The sequence below is a fragment of the Sphingobacterium faecale genome (genome assembly GCF_016746095.1).
Classification (GTDB): Bacteria; Bacteroidota; Bacteroidia; order Sphingobacteriales; family Sphingobacteriaceae; genus Sphingobacterium; species Sphingobacterium faecale.
The window spans coordinates 463969-485834 of sequence record NZ_JAERTY010000003.1 but is presented as its reverse complement, the minus strand read 5'-3'; the positions used below and the strand labels follow the sequence as shown (position 1 = coordinate 485834).

Sequence of the window (21866 nt, the reverse complement as noted above, 5' to 3'; positions counted from 1 at the left end):
TCTTCACTATTCGTTTAATTCTTAGCTATGTATACATTAGATACGATTCTTCAGCCTATTGGTAGCCGTAAGAGTCATTTAAACTTACCGAATTCCACTTTTTCTGCATTAGCTTATGATACACGAAAAATCAGGATGGGAGAGAGTAGTCTTTTTTTTGCTCTAGTCCAACAAAGAGATGGACATCGCTATATAGAGGAAGCTTATGAGAAGGGAGTCCGAAACTTTGTGATATCCGATAATGATTTCGATATCTCGCCATATTTAGACGCAAATTTTGTCTGGGTAGAAAATACCCTTCGAGCCTTACAGCAATTAGCTGCCTATCATCGTAATCATTTTTCCATCCCAGTCATAGGGATAACGGGAAGTAACGGTAAGACTATCGTCAAGACTTGGCTTCATCAATTACTGGCGCCGGAGTACAATTGCTATCAGAGTCCCAAAAGCTATAATTCTCAACTTGGTGTAGCACTATCGTTATGGAATCTCACAAAAGAACATGACTTAGCTCTTATCGAAGCGGGCATTAGTAAAGTGGGAGAAATGGACGCTTTGCAGGATATAATACGTCCGACGTTGGGCATACTGACAGGAATAGGCCCTGCCCATCAGGAAGGATTTGATTCGGAAAAGCAAAAGATAGATGAAAAATTGAAATTATTCAAAGAAGTAAAGACTGTTGTGGCACCGTCCGCAGCATTATCCTCTGCTTCATTGGTCGATTCCGACTATATCACATGGGGAGATCAACTGACTGATAACTTAAGACTTTTAAAAGTACAGAAGGATGAAGAGACAACCATACTAATGCTACGTTATGGAGCTTTAGAATGTGCTGTGACTGTTCCATTTATTGACAAGGCTTCCATTGATAACGTATTGACCTGTACGTTGGTCATGTTGACTTTGGGGTACGATATGGAAGTTATTAAAAAGCGTCTAGCCTGGTTGCGCCCCTTAGAGATGAGATTACAGTTGAAAAAAGGCAAACACAACAGTAGCATCATAGATGATACATACTCCAATGATCTGGCTTCTTTACAGATTGCCTTAGACTTTTTGGGACAACAAAACCAAAGTTCCGTAAAAAAGCTGGTGCTAAGTGATTTTGAGGGACAAGAGTGGACATCTTTGTCTATCGGTAGATTGGCTGAACTGCTCAATGTACAATCATTAAGTCAGATAATTCTCGTCGGAAATAGATTGACTAGTCTACAGCAGCAGTTGACTACCCCCTCTTTATTGTTCGAATCGACGGATCTATTGATAGATTCCCTAGAACAATTAGATTTAAGGGATAATGTTTTACTGTTAAAGGGAGGGCGTAGATTTGAATTAGAACGGCTTAGTCGTCTCTTGGTCGAGAAGTCGCATGATACCGTCTTAGAGATCAATTTGAAAGCATTGGAAAACAATCTTTCACAGTATCGTTCTTGCCTTAAAAAGGGGGTGCGTATGATGACTATGGTTAAGGCTTTTTCATATGGTAGCGGTAGTTTTGAAATTGCAAATGTTCTACAGTTTAATAAGGTCGATTACCTTACAGTCGCTTTCGTTGATGAAGGCGCCGAATTACGACGAGGAGGGATTAGCCTACCTATTATGGTACTTAGTCCACATGAAGGGACTTTTGAAGATATTCTACTGTATAGTTTGGAGCCTGAGATATATTCATTGAGGATTCTGAAGGCATTTGTAGCTTTTCTAAAAGAAAGGGATATTAAGGCTTACCCTATACATTTGAAATTGGATACAGGAATGCACAGGTTAGGATTTATGGAACGAGAAATAGAGGAAGCATTGATGATTATTGCTGCGCATACGCAGCTTCGTGTAGCTACCGTGTTTTCACATTTGGTAGGAGCGGGAAATGAAGAGCTAAAAAAATTTTCGGCACAGCAGATAGCACTATTTAAGCGCATGTCGACCCAAGTTGAAACCACTTTAGGGTATACCGTGATAAAACATATCTGTAATACCTCAGGGATAGTTCATCACCCAGAAGCTCATTTTGATATGGTGCGATTAGGGATCGGGGCATACGGATTTGATATGGCCCCCAACAGTCTGTCGCTGCAAGAAGTAGGAAGCTTGAAAACTACGATCACACAGATTAAAGAACTATCTGCCGGCGAGACCGTAGGCTATGATAGAAAAGGAGTGTTACAGCGCGATTCAAGAATAGCCACCGTAAAAATAGGCTATGCAGACGGCTATGATAGGAGATTGGGCAATGGAGTAGGAAAGATGGCTATTAACAATAGTCTTGTTCCTACCGTAGGAAATATATGTATGGATATGTGTATGCTAGATGTAACCGATATAGTAGCGAGGGAAGGGGATGAAGTATTAGTATTCCCCAATATTAATCAATCAGCAAAAAATATAGGAACTATTCCTTATGAATTGTTAACAGGTATTTCATCTCGAGTAAAAAGAGTGTATTTTTACGAGTAATTATGTTAAGGAAGATTTTTCAACGGTTACTGTATTATTTGATTAAGGGCACACTGGTCGTTGTTCCTTTAGCGGGTGCAGTTTTTTTAATTGTATGGATCGTTGCGTCACTGGACAACGCATTGAATATTACCCAGCATTTTTTAGAGGATGAACAGGGGCATCCCTTATATATCCCCGGAATCGGTATCCTTACTGTCATCGTACTATTGATTATCGTAGGGATAGTATTTACGACGTTAGTGACAGCACCTATTAAAAGTTGGTTGAACAGAACGGTGAATAGAATTCCGTTGTTCAATACCTTATACTCTTCGATTAAGGATTTCACCGAAGCTTTTGTAGGAGATGCGAAGAAATTCAACGAGCCTGTATTAGTAGAAGTGAATGAAACCGGATTGAAAAAAATAGGTTTCCTCACCCAAAAAGAGTTGGGGAAGTTGGGGTTGCCTAACGAAGTAATTGTATATTTTCCATATTCCTATTCGTTTGCCGGTCAGGTTGTGATCGTCCATTCTTCACGTGTTACCAAATTGAATATGACTGCTACTGATGCTATGAAATTAGTCGTCTCTGGTGGTGTGTCAGGAATTGAGTAAGTATCATGTCGACATTTCTAAGGCGTATATTTAATAAAGAAGTGCCCAGAGAGGACGAGCTTTTACAGTTGGAGTCCAAGCTGTCTTTGGAGCGTAGCAAATTGGATGTGCAGCTGTTGTCGGCGCATTTTGAAGATGAAAAACCGATTCCTCCCGGTTTCAATAACTATATGCAGGCTGCGATTAATGCTCAGGCAGGCAATAAGATCCCACTGGTGGAAGAACAGCATAATCTGGAACGCTATATTGCATTTTATAGGTATTATAAGGGAAATGAAATTCTCGTTCAATATGATTTCCCCTTAGAAGTGCAACAGTTTAGTATTTGCCCTTTTATATTATTTCCATTAATTCAAAATGCCCTCCATTATGGATATCATGTCGGAGCAAAGTTTCCCCTGCGAATAAAAGGACGAGTTAGCGGAAATTATTTAATACTGGAAGTGAGTAACAGAGTCAATCACCACGTTCATGATCAGAGTAAGATGGAATTGATTCGACTTTTCAAATCTCGATTAGAACAAGAATACCCTGAGCGATATGAGTTAATTTTGAATAGTAACAGTAATATCTTCCGTTCTTCATTACGCTTGCAGTTATTGGATTGAAACCTTAAAATTATGTTAATGTTAATGTAATTATTTTATAACAATTGATTTTTAAAAACACATTTAGCTATATTTATATAGGAGTTATTAAATAACTAATTGTCGGATTTAAATACGTTTAAAATGATCGGAACATTAATAGAAAAGGAAAGCATCAACAATTACAAAATTATCGCCGCAGAGGACAACAAAGTGGAGGAGTTGTGCGGTAAATTGAAAGATGCACAACGTTTGGGAAATGAGTTTAAATCGAAAGTGACCATTGTGTTCAATACAGAAGATGGCCCTATGCGGATAGAGACGACAGTATGGTCTCTAACGGATAAGTACATACAAATAAAAAGTGGTGTGCTAATCCCGTTATCTTCTATTATATCTGTTGAGTATTAGAGAGAAAAGGGTCCAAAATCTTGGACCTTTTTTTAATACCTTAAAAATCAAACTTAATTCGTGCACGTATACCCCATTTGGATACATTAGGGTGATCTAAATAATTCAATCGCTTTACATAATCTATACGTAATATCTTAAAGATATTGGCAAGTCCCACACTAGCTTCCATATAAGGATCGGAGCCAAAAGTGAACGAAGATATATTACCATCAGAATTTGTCTGCCATGAATAAACTTTATTATTCAGTGTGGGGTTATTTTCATTTCTAAGTCCTCCGTAAAGTCCTTTGAAACTGAATACTTCTCTAAGCTGCAAGCGCTTTATCAAAGGGATTTTATTCAAAATAAAACCATTCATATAATACTGTACGTTCAGTCCTACGTGGTGATCCGTTATAAATTCCATAAAATTCATGAGGTTGTAGGATTGCAGTTGATATGCGTAAGTCTGATTAGCACGGTGTATAGTCAGTAGAGGATAGGGGATATTGTTACCTAAGGTATATCCTCCATCTATAGTCACATCTGCCTGTCCTAACTGAGACAGATAGAAGCGTTTAAAAGCACTTGCCGTAAAGTTGTGATAGTTATACTCGCCTTCCATGAATCCTTTAATACCGGCCGTATAATTGACGGTAAAAATTGGGTATTGATTGAAAATAGGGGTTCGGTACAACTTTCCTTGATAGTATTGTTCCTTCGGAGCCCATCTTAATCCTAGAGACACTTCTGTTGTATTGAGTTCCTGAACTAGATAAGGATCTCCCTGTTCAGGTCTCATCTCGTAACGTATTACTCCAGCAGGTTGTTGTCTCCATTTACTGAGACCTCCGGTCAACGAAAGATGGTTCTGAAATTCAGCTTTATATTCTAGTTTATAGATGTCATTATAAAGATAACTTTCATTTTCCCCACGTTTGAATGACAATAAAATATTATCCTCTTGAATAAATTCAAGATTTTGACCTGGTATTTTGGTGTCATGCTGTACCGATGCGCGGATATAATGTTGTGGAAATTTATACACCGACTTATTGTTCAAGGAGTAGGTACCACTTACAAAATATTTCCACTTTTTATCATTAAAACCATAGGCTGCATAAGCTTCTGAATAGAATCGTGTGCTCAGACTCTCTGTCGTTCGTCCCCCTATGCGGAGCCGTAACCCCTCTACAGGGTTATAGCTGTAAAAAGTATTGACTGGACCTATCTCTACAGGGCCAGCTTGTTTATATCCCGAAAGAAGGAGCGCGCCGATGTCCATAACCCTCCGAAAGGAAGACATCAATTGTAGGGAGTCTATATTGTGATAGATGTTTATTTCGGCACCACTTAAAGGTTCATGTCGCAGACCTGCCCAATAGCTTTCTCTGACTTCTTCCGTTTGAGGTGGAGCAGGTACACGTACGACATCTTCACCGGCATAGATACTGTCTGGCTGCTGTCTTCCATTGACATAGTCTTTATAATATACAATACGGTTTCCTCGGATTCCCTTTCCTTTTTCTGTTAATGAAAAATCAATTCCTAGGCTACTTTTGTTTAAGAAATACTTGTTGCGATTGTCTTTTTTGAACGCAAGTTCAATGTTCAGATCCCGAACAAAATTGAGGTTAATATCATCACTGACTTTCATCTTTGCACCTTGTACAGCATACTGTCCATCTAGTGTAATATAAAGTTTTCCTTGAAATAAGAAATCGCTCTTATTGCGCGGGAAGAAACTTAATTCGATCAACCAAGGCTGATCTGTTTTGATGGTATCTGTGATATAGAAGCGATAAAAGGTAGGAGAACTATTAGCAATAGGACTTAAAAACTGGTTAGTCAATAAGCTAATGTTACTATCATAGATATCTACCTTTTCGTAAAGTTTGTTAAAATAGCTGGACAGTCCGTCATTATCGATAAATTTAGGGTCAAATTCAGCACGCTGTTCCGCAATGATGTACTGCTTCGTTTTTTCGGGATCATTTCTATAGTAGACTTTGGAGACTTTTTCTTCGATAAAGGCAGGTAATACGTAACTCTCTGTCGCTGTAGAATCATCCTTTTGAAAAAGAAACTGGTAGTTTTTAAAAACCTTCCTGTTGACAAATTTGGGAGAAAGGTTACTTAAACCTAAAGAAATTTTTTCGTATTGTTCATATTCAGCAAAATCCTGACCTGTCAGCCTATTCTGATCACGGTGGGCAATTACCTGACGTATCAGTTCGACTGCCGGATTGTTTTTATTCGAATACTTGAGTTTAGGTCTTTTTACAACGACTTCGTCAATCATGTTTTCGGGATCTAATAATAAATCAAAATTTGTCTTATTACCACTTAGATCCAACATCTGTTCATGATAGCCTACATAAGAAACACGGACTTTTACTTGTCTGTTTGGCAGTGTGATATTAAAATTACCATTATCATCAGAATATGTCTTTTGTTGGCCACCTACTATAGCTACGGTCGCAAAAGAAATGGGTTCATTATTCTGCTTATCCAAAATACGGCCACGGACCTGAACTTCCTGTGCATTCGCGAAGCTGAAAAAAAGTACACCAATAAGAAGAAGTATATTGTTGTTGATTAGCTCTCTCATGTTTAAACAACCTTGTTTTTACTTTTGACTTTAAAACGTATTTATTCAAAAGTTATAATGCAAATTACGCGGATATTTTTCAAATATAAAAGAGCATGAAATGAGTTTGACCTTTTTATGATAAAAGTCTAATTGACTAGCTTTTGGGCGAGAAAGCAACGTTTATAGTCCTCCAAGACTGTGGTAATAGCTATAACGGTGTTACGTAGAAAGCGCAGGATTAGCTATGAATTTTTCGAACATATTCTTGTTTTCTTGGACGATTTGCTCGTAGATTTTAGCCCCATGGCTCAAGCGCTTGATCCCCATCCGTGATAGTTCAGCAATAGAAGGCAATTTAGATGTGAGGAATAGATTAATAGGCAATGAGCAGCATTGTAAGAGAGACTCGATATCTGATTTTTTTTCTGCTAGAGGAACAAATAAACCGTCGGCACCAGCGTCTTGATACATACTTGCTCGTTTGATAGACTCCTCCAATGCGTTCGCATGTTTTGTGGTATAGGTATCAATTCGCGCATTGATAAAAATGTTGCGGTGACATGCCTTTATTGCCTGTATCTTTTGCTGTAGCAGATCCGCTGATTGTAGTTGCCGTCCCTCTTTTATGACTTTCCCGTCTTCAATATTGATTCCCACGACACCAAGGTCTACGAGACGGCCCACGTTGGTTGCTACTTGCTGGGGATCATCGGCATATCCTGCTTCAAAATCAACGGAAACCGGTATATCTACAGCTTTAACAATGCGCTCGATCATGAATAGGATTTCGTCCACCGATATCTTCTCGCCGTCTGGATAGCCCAATAGATTGGCGATGGCGTGACTTGATGTGCCTAATGCTTGAAAACCGCTTTCTTCGGCGAGTAACGCCGATTGCGCATCCCAAACATTTCCTAAGACCAGTAATTCCTCTTGTTGATGTAGCTTTTTAAATTTCGTATATGACATGTTCCTATTTCTTGTTTCAGTAATAGAACATAGATAGCAGAATTTTGTTTTATGGGCTATCAATTAGCAGCCTTCATTTCTATAAGTTCAGAAGCAAGCTTACCATCCCAGAGGTATTTAACTCGTTTCCAAGTCTTTTTGTAATGATATTCTCGAGCATCTTCGTCAATTACTTCTCCCTCTTCAATATCCTTAATAATAAGATTGGGATCTAGGTTATGTTCAGAAGGGAAGAGGATTTTTTCTTCATGATAATAGATTCCGGCATCTGATACGGTATACCGGCTAAACATCGGTATGATTTCTTTACCATTCCAGCTGAAGTAGTAGTAAAAACTCGGTACACCGCATGCTTCACCCAAAAATCCAATCCGGACAATATTTTCTAAACCTTCTAGTCCCATGTGGGGTAGTAGTTTATGTTCGGAGTAACGTTGTTCAGACAATTCGGCAGGATAATAATCCTTTGCTTTTAGATGACCATTGCTATCAAAGCATTTTACTTCCAGCAGATACGTTGCAGCGCTGTATGATGTTTCTTTTTCATAACGTAAAAAGCCTATATTGAAAATTGTACCGTCTTTTTGCTGGATGCGTCCTATGGACAAAAGGCCTGACCAGATAAATCCTTCTTTTTCTTTATCATCTTTAACATAAGAAATCTTGCACCAAGGTGCCTCAAATCCCCTAGCTATAGAATTGTTATAACTATCTGATTTAATAATAACCCTTGTTTCCTGTGGAATAGAGTCAAGGAGTTTGCCTCTCGTGCTGGGGTAATCTCTTATATAGGCCATATCAGCAAAGACATACGCTGTATCCCCCTTTTCTTTCATCCAGAAGTCATATCCATCTTCCAGAACATAAGCCGCTGGCTGCTCTTGTGCGAATACGATATTGGTATACATCAGCAGGCATAAACCAAAAAATAAATTTTTCATATGTGTATTATTTTTTCTTTAATGATCATCTGCCAGTTGACCGACTCATGGGGGACTTCGCTAGACAGGAGTATTTCATGTGTTGTTATAACATATTTTATGCGAATTACTGAAAAAAAAAGAATGCTCACAATACCTGAAAAAAGGGATAAAAAAAAGCCTCACAGAGGTGAGGCTTTCTATCTATACTATATGTTTTTTATCCCAGTGATACTAAGCTTTCTTCTAATATTTCGATTTTAGCTAAGGCATCTGTTTTTTTATTCCGTTCGTTCTGAATTACTTCAGGTTTTGCATTCTGCACAAAACGTTCGTTAGATAATTTCTTGTCTACTGATACCAAGAAACCTTTTAGATAGTCGATTTCCTTACGGATGCGCTCTTTCTCAGCTTCCATGTCCATATTATCAGTAGCCAGTTTGACATAACACTCACTTTTTCCAGCCAAAAAGCTTAATGCGCCTGTCACCTTTTCCTTTACAAAACTCAATTCAGAAATGTTGGCGAGTTTGATAATGCTCTCCTGATAATTAGAAAAATCCATGTCATTAGCATTTATGGCCAATGGAAGCGCTGTTTTTGGAGACATTCCTTTAGCATTGCGTATGCTGCGTACTTCAGAAATAACCTGTTGAACAGATGCAAACTCTTTAATGAGCTGTTCGTTAAAAGTCGTCACCTTAGGAAACTCAGCAACAATTACACAGTCTTTTACACCACGGACTCCAAATAATTCATCATGCCATAATTCTTCGGTCAAGAATGGCATAAACGGATGAGCCAGTGTCAGTACTTTTTGGAATAAGGTTTTGACAGTATCCAATGTTTCTGATTCGATCGGTGTTTGGTAGGCAGGTTTGACCAATTCCAGGTACCAGGCACAGAAATCATCCCATATTAACTTATAAGTTGCCATTAAGGCATCTGATAGGCGGTAATTATTGAAATGCTCTTCAATTTCAGCAACAGCTTGATGAAAACGGTTCTCAAACCAATTTGCAGCATTTTGTTGAGCAGCCGTTGCCGGAACATCTACACTTTCCCAACCTTTGACCAAGCGGAAAGCATTCCATATCTTGTTGGCAAAGTTTCTACCCTGTTCGCAGTAAGAAACATCAAACATAAGGTCATTTCCTGCAGGTGAAGATAATAACATACCGACACGCACACCATCCGTTCCGTATTGTGACATGAGCTCAATAGGATCTGGAGAATTACCTAGGGATTTGGACATCTTACGGCCTAGTTTGTCTCGAACGATACCAGTAAGATATACATTGCGGAAGGGCGGCTTCTGCGTATAGTCATGTCCCATGATAATCATACGTGCTACCCAGAAGAAGAGTATCTCCGGGGCGGTTACCAAATCATTGGTTGGATAGTAATAGTTGAATTCCTTGTTGTCCGGATTGCGTACACCATCAAAGACAGACATTGGCCACAGTGCCGATGAGAACCATGTGTCCAAGACATCTTCTTCCTGATGAATGCCTGCAGAAGATTTACCTGTTTTTTCGAATTCTTGAATAGCATCTGCTTCCGTTTTTGCAACTACCCATTCATTTTTATCATTATACCATGCTGGGATACGCTGTCCCCACCACAATTGACGAGAAATACACCAATCTTTTACGTTCTCCATCCAGTGCTTATAGGAAGCAAAGAACTTCTCCGGAATCAGTTTTATCGTACCATTTTCTACGTACTTCAGAGCAGGTTTCGAGAGCTCCTCCATTTTACACCACCACTGCATCGAAAGCTTGGGTTCGATGGCGGCGTCAGTCCGCTCCGAAAAACCAACCTGAGATTTATAATCTTCGATTTTTTCGATTTGTCCGGCTTCTTCCAATTGTTTCGCTATCTTTTTACGGGCAATAAAGCGATCTTCACCTACGAGTATCTCTGCTTTCTCGTTGAGCGTACCATCATCATTCAGGATGTCGATGACAGGAAGATTATGTTTTTGACCAAGCTCATAGTCGTTAAGATCGTGTGCAGGTGTTACTTTAAGACAACCTGTACCAAATTCCATTTCTACGTATTCATCTTGAATGATAGGGATTTCGCGATTGATCAAAGGTACCAATACGGTCTTGCCTTTGAGGTGCGTATAACGTTCGTCATTCGGGTTGATACACACAGCCGTGTCTGCCATAATAGTCTCTGGGCGAGTGGTTGCTATGATAATATACTCATTACTATCCTTGATCTGATAGCGGATATAATAAAGTTTCTGGTTGACTTCTTTACGTATTACCTCTTCGTCAGAGAGAGCCGTTTTTCCCTGGGGATCCCAGTTGACCATACGTACACCACGGTAGATATAGCCTTCTTTGTAGAATTTGATGAACGTATCAATTACCGATTCCGACAACTCTGGATCCATCGTGAATTTGGTGCGTTCCCAATCACAAGAAGCGCCTAGTTTTTCCAGTTGTTTGAGGATAATACCTCCGTATTTTTCTTTCCATTCCCAGGCATGTGCAAAGAAATCTTCTCTATTTAAAGATCTCTTATCGATACCTTTCTCTTTCAGCATGGCCACGACTTTAGCCTCTGTAGCAATCGATGCATGGTCGGTTCCTGGTACCCAACATGCATTCTTCCCTTGCATCCGGGCACGGCGAATCAATACATCCTGAATAGTATTGTTCAACATATGGCCCATATGTAGTACTCCAGTTACGTTAGGTGGAGGCATCACTATTGTATAGGGTTCGCGTTCATCAGGGGTAGAACGGAAAAAACCATTCTCCATCCAATAGGAATACCATTTGTCTTCTGCTTCTTTTGGATTATAAGTTTTTGCTATGCTCATTGCTATAAATATGGCGTAAAAAGTGTACAAAAATAAGGATTTAAGGTGTGAAATCCCACTTTCTTCGCCTAAATAAAGAACAGTAGCTATTTAAACTGTTAAAAATATGTTAATATGTAATTAAGGGATTGATAATTAAGCGTAAATTTGCTCGTTTTAGAATGAAATCAGATGCAGAACTTGGTTAATGAGTTAAAAGCCTTAACTCGTTATTTTTTATTTTGGTTGATTATATGTATGATCGATCGTCTTATTTTTATTATTTCTTTTTTTGAAAAAGTAAAGGGGAAGCCTTTTACAGATCTATTAAAGATATTTTATCACGGGTTATTCTTGGATTTTTCAGCAGTAGCCTATATCTGCGTTATTCCATTCTTATTGTATTGTATTCTTAGTTTTTTTCCACAGGTCAAGTTAACGCGTAAGGTTCTCGATGTCTATACATTGGTGGCGCTCTTAGTTTATTTCGGTGTTTCCTTTATAAATATCAATATTTACAGAGAATGGGGCGATAAGATTTCTAAGCGGGCTGTAGATGCCTTTTGGGCCTCCCCATCCGGTGCTATAGCCTCAGCAGAGTCCACACCAACTTTCGTCCCCATTGTAGGTATTATATTAGGTATCGTTCTGGGATATTACCTGTATAGATATCTATTCAAACCTGTTTGTTTTTTTAATATAAAACGAGTTTTGCCCAATGTTGTAAAGCTTTTAATTGGTGTTTTTGTTTTATTTACCTTTATCCGTGGCGGATACGGTAGAGCACCGTTGAATCCAAGTAAAGCCTATTTTTCAGAAAATACATTTTATAATCATGCTGCCGTAAACACGCAATGGTCATTATTGCGGGATTATTTTACGAGAAGTACCTTGCTGCGCAATCCTTATCCTTTTTATGCTGATGAGGGGGCTATTAAGAAATCGATTGAGCCAGTATTTGTTCATAACCCAGACTCGGCTATACTGGTATTAACAACGACCCGTCCTAATATTGTATTGATTATGATGGAGAGTTTTGTTGGCGATTTAGTTGCTTCTTTGGGCGGAGAGCAAGGGGTGACCCCTAATCTTGAAAAATTGATTCAACGTGGAGTTCTTTTTGATCATATCTATTCGGCTTCAGATCGATCAGACAAAGGCATGATAGGTATATTGAGTGGTTTCCCTGCACAAGGACCCGAAAGTATTATCAAATACATACCAAAGCATGAAAATATACCGGCGATTGGACAAGACCTTGATAAGTTGGGATACAGTAATTCCTTTTATCACGGTGGGCAGAGTGAATTCTATAACTTCAAGTCCTATATGCTCACACACGGTATAGATCGGGTAGTCGATCAAGCTAACTTTGGACTGCACGAAGAGCGTGCGTCTTGGGGCGTATATGATCATGTTATTTTTAATCAAATGATTAAAGATTTAAGAAAGGAGCCCGAGCCTTTTTTCTCTACGATGTTTACCCTGATCAATCACGAACCTTTCGATTTAAAAGGGACATATAAGTTTGGTAAGGATAGCAATCCCAACAAATTTAGAAGCACAGCCTATTACACAGATTCCGTTATCTTCGATTTTATCGAACAGGCCAAAAAGGAATCTTGGTATGAGAATACACTTTTTGTACTAATTGCAGATCATGGACATCGATTCCCTACAGAACAATGGGATCTGTCTCATCCCAACAGGTTTCACATCCCGTTGATATTCTTTGGTGATGTCATAAAGAAAGAATATAGAGGAAAGGTGTTCTCTCGAATTGGAAATCAAACCGACTTGGCTGCGACATTACTAAAGCAATTGGGAGCTGGGACAGAGCGATACTCTTGGAGTAGGGATCTTTTTAACACTACGACATCACAGGTCGCATTTTATAATTCAAAGGATGCTTTTGGAATCATTACACCGGAACAGGTCATATCTTTTGACAATGTCGGCAAGTCTATTAACTACATAGGCAACCCTTCTTATCCCAAGGAGAAAACCGATAGCTTGTTGAATATAGCTAAGGGTTATTATCAAGGTGTTTATAGTGAGTTTTTAGCATATTAATTTTGTTTTCTTATGAAGAGTAGATGGAATTTGAGCGGTAATTGGAATTCATTGTTGTTTTTGGGAATTACATTTGTCCTATTACTGATATTTTATGCACTATTACGGCTTGGATTTTATGGCGTTAACCATAGTCTCTTTCTGCATGTCGATACCCAATCTCTGCTAACCATGTTTGTGGGGGGAATCAAATTTGATACAGTCGCTATTCTATACGTCAATATTCTTTTTGTTTTATTACAGATAATACCGGCCCCATTTAAGTATAACTTGATATATCAAAGGGTGTGTAAGTGGGTGTTCGTAATTACGAATAGTATAGGGATTGCTTTAAGTTTAATCGATTACGCCTATTACCCTTTCACGTTGAAACGTACAACGGGAACTGTTTTTGGGCAGTTTTCCAACGAGCAGAATCTGGGCAAATTGACCATAGATTTTCTGCTAGGCTATTGGTATCTAGTTATTGCTTTTGTGGCATTAGTATGCCTTTTAGCCTGGTGTTATGATCGAGTAAAACTCCTTCGTCCAGTCAAGACGGGATGGACTTTCTACCTCATTCAGACGCTATCTTTCTTTTTAGTGATATTTTTGTTTGTCGGAGGAGTACGTGGCGGTTGGGCACATAGTACTAGACCGATTACCTTGAGTAACGCTGGAGACTATGTGAAGAACCCCGAAGAAATGAGCATCGTACTCAATACGCCATTTAGTATTCTAAAAACGCTAAAAGCAATCCAGTTGCAGGAGAAAAATTATTTTTCTCCACAAGAAGTTAATGAGATTTATCCCGTTATACATCAGCCCAAAGACTCTTCGTCATTTCAAAAGCTGAATGTGGTCTTTCTGATTTTAGAAAGCTTCGGCAAAGAACATATTGGTGCTTTGAATAAACACATAGATGGCGGGAGTTATAAGGGTTATACACCATTCTTGGATTCTCTGATAGAGGAGTCTTTTACATTCAACCGTTCGTATGCTAACGGTAGAAAGTCGATTGATGCGTTACCTTCTGTCATCACAGGAGTACCTTCAGTTGGCGAGCCTTTTGTTCTTTCTATATATTCAGGCAATAAAACGACCAGTATAGCAAAACTATTAGGAGATGAAGGTTATGAAACCGCTTTTTTTCACGGTGCGCCGAATGGGAGTATGGGGTTCTCTGCGTATACACAGTTAGCAGGTATCAAGCATTACTTTGGAAAGAATGAGTATAACAACGATGCTGATTTTGATGGCATCTGGGGGATATGGGATGAGCCTTTTATGCAATTTATGGCAAGTAAGATGGATGATTTAGCTCAACCTTTTTTTGCTGGTTTTTTCTCGCTTTCATCACACCACCCATTTAAGGTTCCCGAGCATTATAAAGGCGTTTTTCCCAAAGGCCCAGTACCACTACAAGAACCTATCGGTTATACCGATAATGCTTTAAGACAGTTTTTTAATAAAGCTTCCAAAAGCGATTGGTACAACAATACCTTATTTGTTCTCTGTGCGGATCATACCAGTCTAAGCCACTTGCCTGAATACCAAACTTTGCCCAATACTTTCGCCATTCCAATTATATTTTATTATCCTGGAGGAGATTTAAAGGGAGTTTCTGATAAATTAGTACAGCAGATGGATATTATGCCTACCGTATTGAATTATCTAAAGTATCCCAAACCCTACTTTGCATTTGGGTTTGATGCTTTTGACAAGAATAGCGATAACTTCGTTGTTAATACGATAGGGGACACCTTTAATTTTTTTAATGGTGATTATTTTATGACCTATAATGACAATAAGCCCACTTCCCTTTATAATTTAAGAAAGGATAAGATGCTCCAAGAAAATCTTCTCGAGAGCAAGCAAAGTGTCAGAGATAGCTTAACGCAAAAACTCCATGCATTTATGCAACAGTATAATTATGGAATGATACACAATAAGCTAGTCGCCGAATAGCGACTGCTTATAACTCTTGAATGCTGAATTGTTTTTTATACTTTAGTGGTACGGGCAACTGATCACGTTTTTTGCTCAACTGGATCATCAGCTCATTGTTATCTTTATCTTTTAGATATAGTCCATTATCGTAACCTATCCTAGCTTCTGCTGCTTGAAGCTGTAGATAGGGGATATACACGTCTTCTTGTAGATAGCTGACTTCAAAAAGGTTTTCCGTATTGGATATCTGCCAAAAAGGCTTTCTTGCTGGTCCACCCATGCTTATTGGAGCGGAAAAACCAGCATAGCCCAACTCGACCTCATCATTTGGATATTGAGCTTTAAAGTAGCTTTCGACAATGTCACGATCATATTTGTCTGCTGAAGCGATAGTTTTTAAGATCTTAAAATTACCGTCTAGAATCCGAATACTGTCCTCAATTGGTATGCAGACGACATCAAAGGGAGCATCATAGTAGAAGTGCCACGGTTTTAGTGCTGAATTCCAATTGCTTCTGGAAGCTGAAAAAACCTGCATCTCGTCTCCTTGTTTATCCGATTTGGGAGTCTTTTTAAGTTCGTAAAAAGTAAATACAGAAGTCGGTTGTTTTCCTCCAAACAGTTTGTCATCATCGACCTCTATTTTTGCAATTAAAGGCATGTTACGTTCATTCTTAAAGATATAAGTATAGGTAACCTGTTTTGGTGCTTCAATTTTTCGAGGAGGGGTAATTGTAGGAGGTTGATTCGTGTTTTTCCCCTTTTGAACAGGCTTTTCTTTTGGTATAGGAGGATATACAATTTCATAGCTTATCGCATATAAAAAATCCTTATTTATCATGTAGACATTTTGAAAAGGTAGTTTCTGCAATGCTTTAGGCATGGGAAGTTTCTCTCCAGACGTTTGACTCCATAGAAAATGCTGTCCTTGATTCTCTACATTTGCAAAATATTGATTGTCTAAAAAAATACTATTTCCTTCGAATTCATCAAATACGTCTTTTTTACCTGTTTCTAGATTAATCAGTACCTGTTTTTTATCTTCAGCAGTGAAAAGTGCATAATCCGTTATTTGGTCACTGTGACTGGTGAAATTTCCTTCTATTAATTCAGTTCCCCCGATATTGGTCAGGCCGAAATATGCGTTATACTTATACAGAAAATACTTATGCTGAGCGAAAGTGGTATGGGGGAGAAAGATGAGGAGTATTATTAATATTTTGAATATTTTACAGTTCATGTAACTATGGGTTTCCGGTGTCTCTGCAAATTTAATGCCGTAAGATTGGATATTTACTACTTATGTTTACGCCACAGTGATTGATCAAATTTGTAGCGCAGCGTGAATGCCTGCTGATTATCCACCCGATCTCTAGTGAAATGGAAAGACAAAACAAGTTTTGCTTCTATAGCGCGACTTTTGAATGGGGTCCAGCCAAGATCTAGACGGTCATATTGACCGCGACGATAGAAAGGGTCTCCGTTAGGAAGGTATTGCGTCTGACCAAGATATAACGTATTGGTAGCATCGAATCTTTTATAACCTATATGTTGGGTTGTAATAAAACCTTTAGTAATTCGCATTTCGTATTTGGAGCGGATACGATCAAATCCAACTACCGCACCGGCATCTACAGTAAGCGAATCAAAGAAAGTTTTTTCACTGATATCTAAGCCTATTTTAGCGGTTACAACAGCATTGTCCTGTACGTGTTCGTCTATAGCATCATTGCTAGTGAGCGCGTTATGATAGAGTAAGCCCGCATGATTTACATAAAATAGACCCTGACGGAAAACTCCCGATATCCCAGCAGCAAATTGTTCGCGACGCTTATCACTTTGTTTACTGAGCCAGTCTATAAAAACACGTTGCTCAAAGCTCCCTTTTATATATTGAAAATACATACCCTCTATGTTGGGACGGTCATACATAAAAGTGTCCGCTAAGACCACTCGTGGAATATCCTTAAGGCGCTCATATCTGGGAATAAAACCAATCGCAAAATCGATGTTGGAGGAAGTGTAGTTGTAGTAGGTTATAGGGGTGAATAACCGTTTATCCTCAGGGTGGCTTCCAAAGTCTTGATTATAGTGTATACCGCCATATAAGACATGGTTTTCATTAAGTTTGAAGTACATTTGGGGAGCTATCGAAGTCCCAAAGATAGTTTTATCTTGTGTATAAGAGGACCCATACTCTCTGTTATCTGCATAGCCAAAGAAATCAAGCTTATAGCCAACTTCTTGTGCTTTGAGGAAAGAAACGTTTAGCAGAATGAAAAAAAAGAGTGTAAAAGAAAGATGGTTGAATTTATTAATTGGCATATCAACTTTATTTTTAAAAGAAAAGGCCGTCCGTGTACTGAACGACCTTTTTCTATTTACTTTCTTAAAAGATTACACCTCTAATAATAAACGTGCAGGATCTTCTAACAATTGTTTTACACGAACTAAGAAACTCACAGACTCTCGTCCATCGATGATACGGTGATCATAAGAAAGAGCTACGTACATCATAGGACGGATGACGACTTGACCATTCTCAGCAATCGGACGTTGCACAATATTGTGCATCCCCAGTATCGCAGATTGTGGTGCATTGATGATAGGAGTCGACATCATAGAGCCGAATACCCCACCGTTAGTGATCGTAAATGTACCACCTGTCATTTCTTCAATGGTCAATTTACCATCTCTCGCTTTAGTTGCCAAATTGATCACCTCTTTTTCTACTTGGTACAGTGACATAGATTCTGCATTTCTGATAACTGGTACCACTAATCCTTTTGGAGCGGAAACAGCGATAGAGATATCTGCAAAATCAGAGTATACAATTTCGTTTTCTTCAATACGAGCATTGACTGCAGGCCATTCTTTTAATGCAGTAGTTACCGCTTTAGTAAAGAAAGACATGAAACCTAGACCTACACCATGTTTCTCTTTAAACATGTCTTTGTATTTAGCTCTCAAATCCATGATCGGTTGCATGTTCACTTCATTGAATGTAGTTAACATAGCTGTTTCATTTTTTACAGATACCAAACGTCTAGCGATAGTTTTGCGCAGAGAGCTCATTTTTTCGCGGCGTTCGTTGCGTGCGCCAGCGATAGTAGGAGCTGCTGCAGGTGTAGCGGCTGGCTTAGATTCAGCCTTAGGAGCTGCAGGTTTTGCTTGTGCTTTTTCTGCGTCTTCCTTGGTGATACGGCCGTCTTTGCCTGTACCTTTTATAGTTGAAGGATCAATTCCTTTTTCTCTCAAAATTTTCGCCGCTGCAGGAGATGCTGTTCCGGCAGCATAAGAATCCGGATTTTCAGATGCTTCTGTCGATGGAGATGCAGCTGTTGTTGTTGCAGCAGGAGCTTCCGCTTTTTTATCTCCAGTAGGAGCATCGCCATCTTCAATTGTACATACTACAGCTCCGATTTCTAACGTATCGCCTTCTTGAGCGATAATACGCAGGATACCAGCTTTTTCTGCTGGGAGCTCAAATGTAGCTTTGTCTGATTCCAGTTCGGCAATGTTTTCGTCCATTTCGACGTAGTCGCCATCTTCTTTTAGCCATTGGGCTAAGGTTACTTCGGTAATTGATTCACCAACCGTAGGGACTTTGATTTCTAAGCTCATATGTGTTCTTATTTAAAACCAACGTTGTATATCGTATAATATACAACGTTTGGCTTCTATAAATGTTTATTCGAATGCTTTATTAATGATTGTTTCTTGTTGAGCGATATGCTGTTTCATATAACCAGTTGCTGGGCTACCACTTTCTTTTCTAGAAATAACATCCGTAAATTCGATATCGGATTTGCGGAATGTACGGCAGTAGTAAGGCCAAGCGCCCATATTTTCGTTTTCTTCCTGAACCCAGATGAATTCAGAAGCTTTATTGTATTTCTTATGGATAGCCTGTAGTTGTTCAACTGGCGCTGGATACAATTGCTCAATACGCACGATAGCAACATCTTTACGTTTATCTGCTTGTTGTTTTTCCAATAAGTCGTAATAGATCTTTCCTGAACAGAATAACACGCGCTTAACGGAAGCTGCTTTTACAGCAGTATCATCTATCACCTCTTGGAAATTGACTTTCGTAAAGTCAGCCTGCTTTGAAACCACTTTAGGGTGGCGGAGTAAACTTTTTGGCGTAAATACAATCAATGGTTTACGGAAGTCACGTACCAATTGGCGACGCAACAAATGGAAATAGTTTGCCGGTGTTGTACAGTTCGCGATAATCATATTATCGTTGGCACATAATTCTAAGAAACGTTCAATACGACCTGAAGAGTGTTCTGGACCTTGGCCTTCCATACCGTGTGGCAACATCATGACCAATCCATTAGAACGTTTCCATTTTGTTTCTGCACTACTTAAGTACTGGTCAACGATAATCTGTGCACCATTGTAAAAATCTCCAAATTGCGCTTCCCAAACAGTCAGTGCCTGCGGGTTGGCCGAGGCATAGCCATATTCAAAACCTAATACCCCATACTCCGAAAGCAAGGAGTTGTAAATGCTGAATTTGTCGCCGCCTTTAACATTAGCCAATGGTACGTATTTCTCTTCAGAATCCTCTAAAGTTAATACCGCATGGCGATGCGAGAATGTACCACGTTGTACATCCTGTCCGGAAATACGAACACGCTTACCATCATTCAATAGTGTTGCATAGGCCATCAGCTCACCCATTGCCCAATCGTAAGCATCCTTGCCGATCATGGCCGCACGGTCCTCAAAAAGCTTAGAGATCTTGCGGAAGAATTTCTTGTCTTTTGGTAACGATGTAATCTGTATAGCCAGTTCTTTAAAAACCGTATCACTGACTTTGGTCTCTGTTGTTTGGAAGATGTCCGCTCTTTTTGCTGGGCGTAAACCTTTCCAAGCACCACCAAACATTGGAACTTCTTCTTCTAGGTTCTCTACGGCTTTAGAAGCATCCAATTGACTCTGTAAGTAGTCTTTGAATTCTTTTTCGACTTCTTTGGCATACGAAGTATCTATAGAACCCTCATCGATGAGTTTTTTCGCATAAACCTCTTTTGGGTTAGCATGTTTTTCGATAAGCTTGTACAGAAGAGGCTGTGTAAACTTAGGCTCATCAGCTTCATTATGGCCATAACGGCGGTAACACAATAAATCGATGAAAACATCGGTTTTATATTTTTGACGATATTCTACCGCGAGATTGATCGCATATACTACGGCTTCGGCATCATCTCCATTAACATGGAATACAGGTGAAGATGTTATTTTGGCAACATCTGTACAATATGTACCCGAACGAGCATCTTTATAGTTGGTGGTAAAACCTACTTGGTTATTGATTACAATATGGATAGTACCACCGGTTTTGTAGCCGTCTAATTTAGACATCTGTGTAACTTCGTAGACTACCCCTTGTCCCGCAATGGCAGCATCACCATGAATCAGGATAGGAGCGATCTTAGAAGAATCTCCATCATATTTCATGTCAATTTTAGAACGAACCATTCCTTCAACAATAGGATCCACCGTCTCTAAGTGAGAAGGGTTAGGCGCTAATGATAGGTGGATATGTTTTCCCTTATCAGTGGTGATATCCGAAGAGTAACCTAGGTGATATTTAACGTCACCGCCAAATTTTAATTCAGGATCTTCTTCTTTATACATCTTACCTTCAAATTCAGATAAGATGGTTTTGTAAGGCTTACCCATGATATTGGCCAATACATTTAGCCGACCGCGGTGCGCCATACCAATCATAAATTCTTGAAGACCCAAGTCAGCACCTTTCTCCATAACGGAGTCCAAGGCAGGGATCAAACTTTCAGCACCTTCCAGAGAAAATCTCTTTTGGCCCAAGAATTTGGTGCCTAGAAAACTCTCGAACACAACCGCTCTGTTTAGCTTTTGCAGAATACGTTTCTTCTGCTCGGCAGAGTAGCTAGGGGTGTTACGGTCAGCTTCCATACGACCCTGCAACCATTTGATTTTTTCAGGATTACGTATATATTTAAACTCAGCCCCAATAGAACGGCAATAAGTATCTTCGATAAGTTGACGGATATCGCGCAATTTGGCAGGGCCCAAGCCGACTTCAATACCTGCATTGAATACAGTATCCATGTCTGCTTCCGATAAGCCAAAAGTTTCCAGTTCTTTGCCTGGGTAGTACTTCCTGCGCTCACGGACGGGGTTGGTGTGCGTAAACAGGTGCCCGCGGTCTCTATAGCCGTGAATCATGTTTAACACGTTGATTTCCTTCAGAGCATGCTCTGAAACATTTTCGGTGTCAATGCTGACTGCTTCAGCGCCTTGACCAAACTCAAAACCTTCAAAAAATTTTTGCCATCCAAAATCTACCGAATTCGGATCTTGCCTGTACGCTTGATATAACCCGTCGATATAGCTCGAGTCGGCGTTACTCAAATATGTCAATTTATCCATTTACTTTTGATATAAGTCTAAAGAATTTGCCAAATTTAGGAATTAAATAGGAGTTTCGAGTACTGAAATTGAAGTTTTTGTACTTAAATAGTGTCA

Annotated in this window: 14 protein-coding genes; 6 read left to right on the top strand and 8 right to left on the bottom strand. The window is 39.3% G+C overall.

All coding sequences use genetic code 11. From position 1 onward, the window contains the following. Positions 1-27: 27 nt before the first annotated feature. From JKG61_RS07695 to JKG61_RS07680, 4 genes are all read left to right on the top strand, one after another. Positions 28-2460 (top strand): bifunctional UDP-N-acetylmuramoyl-tripeptide:D-alanyl-D-alanine ligase/alanine racemase, encoded by a 2433-nt coding sequence (locus JKG61_RS07695; RefSeq protein ID WP_202102380.1) that lies wholly within the window; start codon positions 28-30, stop codon positions 2458-2460. A gap of 2 nt (positions 2461-2462) precedes the next feature. After that, entirely contained in the window at positions 2463-3059 is a 597-nt protein-coding gene (locus tag JKG61_RS07690; protein ID WP_021070055.1) for a DUF502 domain-containing protein, read from the top strand. A 5-nt stretch (positions 3060-3064) separates the two neighbouring features. Then, positions 3065-3667, top strand: a complete 603-nt coding sequence (locus JKG61_RS07685; RefSeq protein ID WP_202102379.1) for a LytS family sensor histidine kinase — start codon at positions 3065-3067, stop codon at positions 3665-3667. 123 nt (positions 3668-3790) lie between these two features. Further along, complete coding sequence (locus tag JKG61_RS07680) at positions 3791-4057, top strand: hypothetical protein (protein ID WP_202102378.1); 267 nt, start codon at positions 3791-3793, stop codon at positions 4055-4057. A 40-nt stretch (positions 4058-4097) separates the two neighbouring features. On the opposite strand, the gene JKG61_RS07675 is transcribed toward JKG61_RS07680, so the two are convergent. From JKG61_RS07675 to JKG61_RS07660, 4 genes are all read right to left on the bottom strand, one after another. Then, entirely contained in the window at positions 4098-6650 is a 2553-nt protein-coding gene (locus JKG61_RS07675) for a DUF5686 and carboxypeptidase-like regulatory domain-containing protein (RefSeq protein WP_202102377.1), read from the bottom strand. Between the two features lie 201 nt (positions 6651-6851). Continuing rightward, on the bottom strand, positions 6852-7601 hold the full coding sequence (locus JKG61_RS07670; protein WP_202102376.1) for an isocitrate lyase/PEP mutase family protein: 750 nt from the start codon (positions 7599-7601) through the stop codon (positions 6852-6854). A gap of 59 nt (positions 7602-7660) precedes the next feature. Then, on the bottom strand, positions 7661-8542 hold the full coding sequence (locus JKG61_RS07665) for an SH3 domain-containing protein (RefSeq protein WP_202102375.1): 882 nt from the start codon (positions 8540-8542) through the stop codon (positions 7661-7663). Between the two features lie 199 nt (positions 8543-8741). Beyond that, complete coding sequence (locus JKG61_RS07660) at positions 8742-11360, bottom strand: valine--tRNA ligase (RefSeq protein WP_202102374.1); 2619 nt, start codon at positions 11358-11360, stop codon at positions 8742-8744. A 171-nt stretch (positions 11361-11531) separates the two neighbouring features. Here JKG61_RS07660 and JKG61_RS07655 point away from each other — a divergent pair, with 171 nt between their 5' ends. Together JKG61_RS07655 and JKG61_RS07650 are read left to right on the top strand one after the other, a co-directional pair. Beyond that, positions 11532-13412: an LTA synthase family protein gene (locus JKG61_RS07655; RefSeq protein WP_202102373.1), complete on the top strand. Its 1881-nt coding sequence runs from the start codon at positions 11532-11534 to the stop codon at positions 13410-13412. A 12-nt stretch (positions 13413-13424) separates the two neighbouring features. Beyond that, a complete protein-coding gene (locus tag JKG61_RS07650; RefSeq protein WP_202102372.1) occupies positions 13425-15359 on the top strand; it encodes an LTA synthase family protein in 1935 nt (644 codons plus the stop codon). Positions 15360-15366: 7 nt separating this feature from the next. On the opposite strand, the gene JKG61_RS07645 is transcribed toward JKG61_RS07650, so the two are convergent. The 4 genes from JKG61_RS07645 to JKG61_RS07630 form a co-directional block, all read right to left on the bottom strand. After that, positions 15367-16581, bottom strand: coding sequence for a hypothetical protein (locus JKG61_RS07645; RefSeq protein ID WP_202102371.1), 1215 nt, complete (start codon positions 16579-16581; stop codon positions 15367-15369). Positions 16582-16637: 56 nt separating this feature from the next. After that, entirely contained in the window at positions 16638-17666 is a 1029-nt protein-coding gene (locus JKG61_RS07640; RefSeq protein WP_202102370.1) for a hypothetical protein, read from the bottom strand. Positions 17667-17738: 72 nt separating this feature from the next. Next, positions 17739-18965: a 2-oxoglutarate dehydrogenase complex dihydrolipoyllysine-residue succinyltransferase gene (gene odhB / locus JKG61_RS07635; RefSeq protein WP_202102369.1), complete on the bottom strand. Its 1227-nt coding sequence runs from the start codon at positions 18963-18965 to the stop codon at positions 17739-17741. 66 nt (positions 18966-19031) lie between these two features. Further along, complete coding sequence (locus JKG61_RS07630) at positions 19032-21770, bottom strand: 2-oxoglutarate dehydrogenase E1 component (protein ID WP_202102368.1); 2739 nt, start codon at positions 21768-21770, stop codon at positions 19032-19034. Positions 21771-21866 lie beyond the last annotated feature (96 nt).

Excerpts from the sequence above, each read along its gene's own strand:
- JKG61_RS07695 (WP_202102380.1), top strand. The coding sequence starts at position 28 with ATGTATACATTAGATACGATTCTTCAGCCTATTGGTAGCCGTAAGAGT.
- JKG61_RS07690 (WP_021070055.1), top strand. The coding sequence starts at position 2,463 with ATGTTAAGGAAGATTTTTCAACGGTTACTGTATTATTTGATTAAGGGC.
- JKG61_RS07685 (WP_202102379.1), top strand. The coding sequence starts at position 3,065 with ATGTCGACATTTCTAAGGCGTATATTTAATAAAGAAGTGCCCAGAGAG.
- JKG61_RS07680 (WP_202102378.1), top strand. The coding sequence starts at position 3,791 with ATGATCGGAACATTAATAGAAAAGGAAAGCATCAACAATTACAAAATT.
- JKG61_RS07675 (WP_202102377.1), bottom strand. The coding sequence starts at position 6,650 with ATGAGAGAGCTAATCAACAACAATATACTTCTTCTTATTGGTGTACTT.
- JKG61_RS07670 (WP_202102376.1), bottom strand. The coding sequence starts at position 7,601 with ATGTCATATACGAAATTTAAAAAGCTACATCAACAAGAGGAATTACTG.
- JKG61_RS07665 (WP_202102375.1), bottom strand. The coding sequence starts at position 8,542 with ATGAAAAATTTATTTTTTGGTTTATGCCTGCTGATGTATACCAATATC.
- JKG61_RS07660 (WP_202102374.1), bottom strand. The coding sequence starts at position 11,360 with ATGAGCATAGCAAAAACTTATAATCCAAAAGAAGCAGAAGACAAATGG.
- JKG61_RS07655 (WP_202102373.1), top strand. The coding sequence starts at position 11,532 with ATGCAGAACTTGGTTAATGAGTTAAAAGCCTTAACTCGTTATTTTTTA.
- JKG61_RS07650 (WP_202102372.1), top strand. The coding sequence starts at position 13,425 with ATGAAGAGTAGATGGAATTTGAGCGGTAATTGGAATTCATTGTTGTTT.
- JKG61_RS07645 (WP_202102371.1), bottom strand. The coding sequence starts at position 16,581 with ATGAACTGTAAAATATTCAAAATATTAATAATACTCCTCATCTTTCTC.
- JKG61_RS07640 (WP_202102370.1), bottom strand. The coding sequence starts at position 17,666 with ATGCCAATTAATAAATTCAACCATCTTTCTTTTACACTCTTTTTTTTC.
- odhB (WP_202102369.1), bottom strand. The coding sequence starts at position 18,965 with ATGAGCTTAGAAATCAAAGTCCCTACGGTTGGTGAATCAATTACCGAA.
- JKG61_RS07630 (WP_202102368.1), bottom strand. The coding sequence starts at position 21,770 with ATGGATAAATTGACATATTTGAGTAACGCCGACTCGAGCTATATCGAC.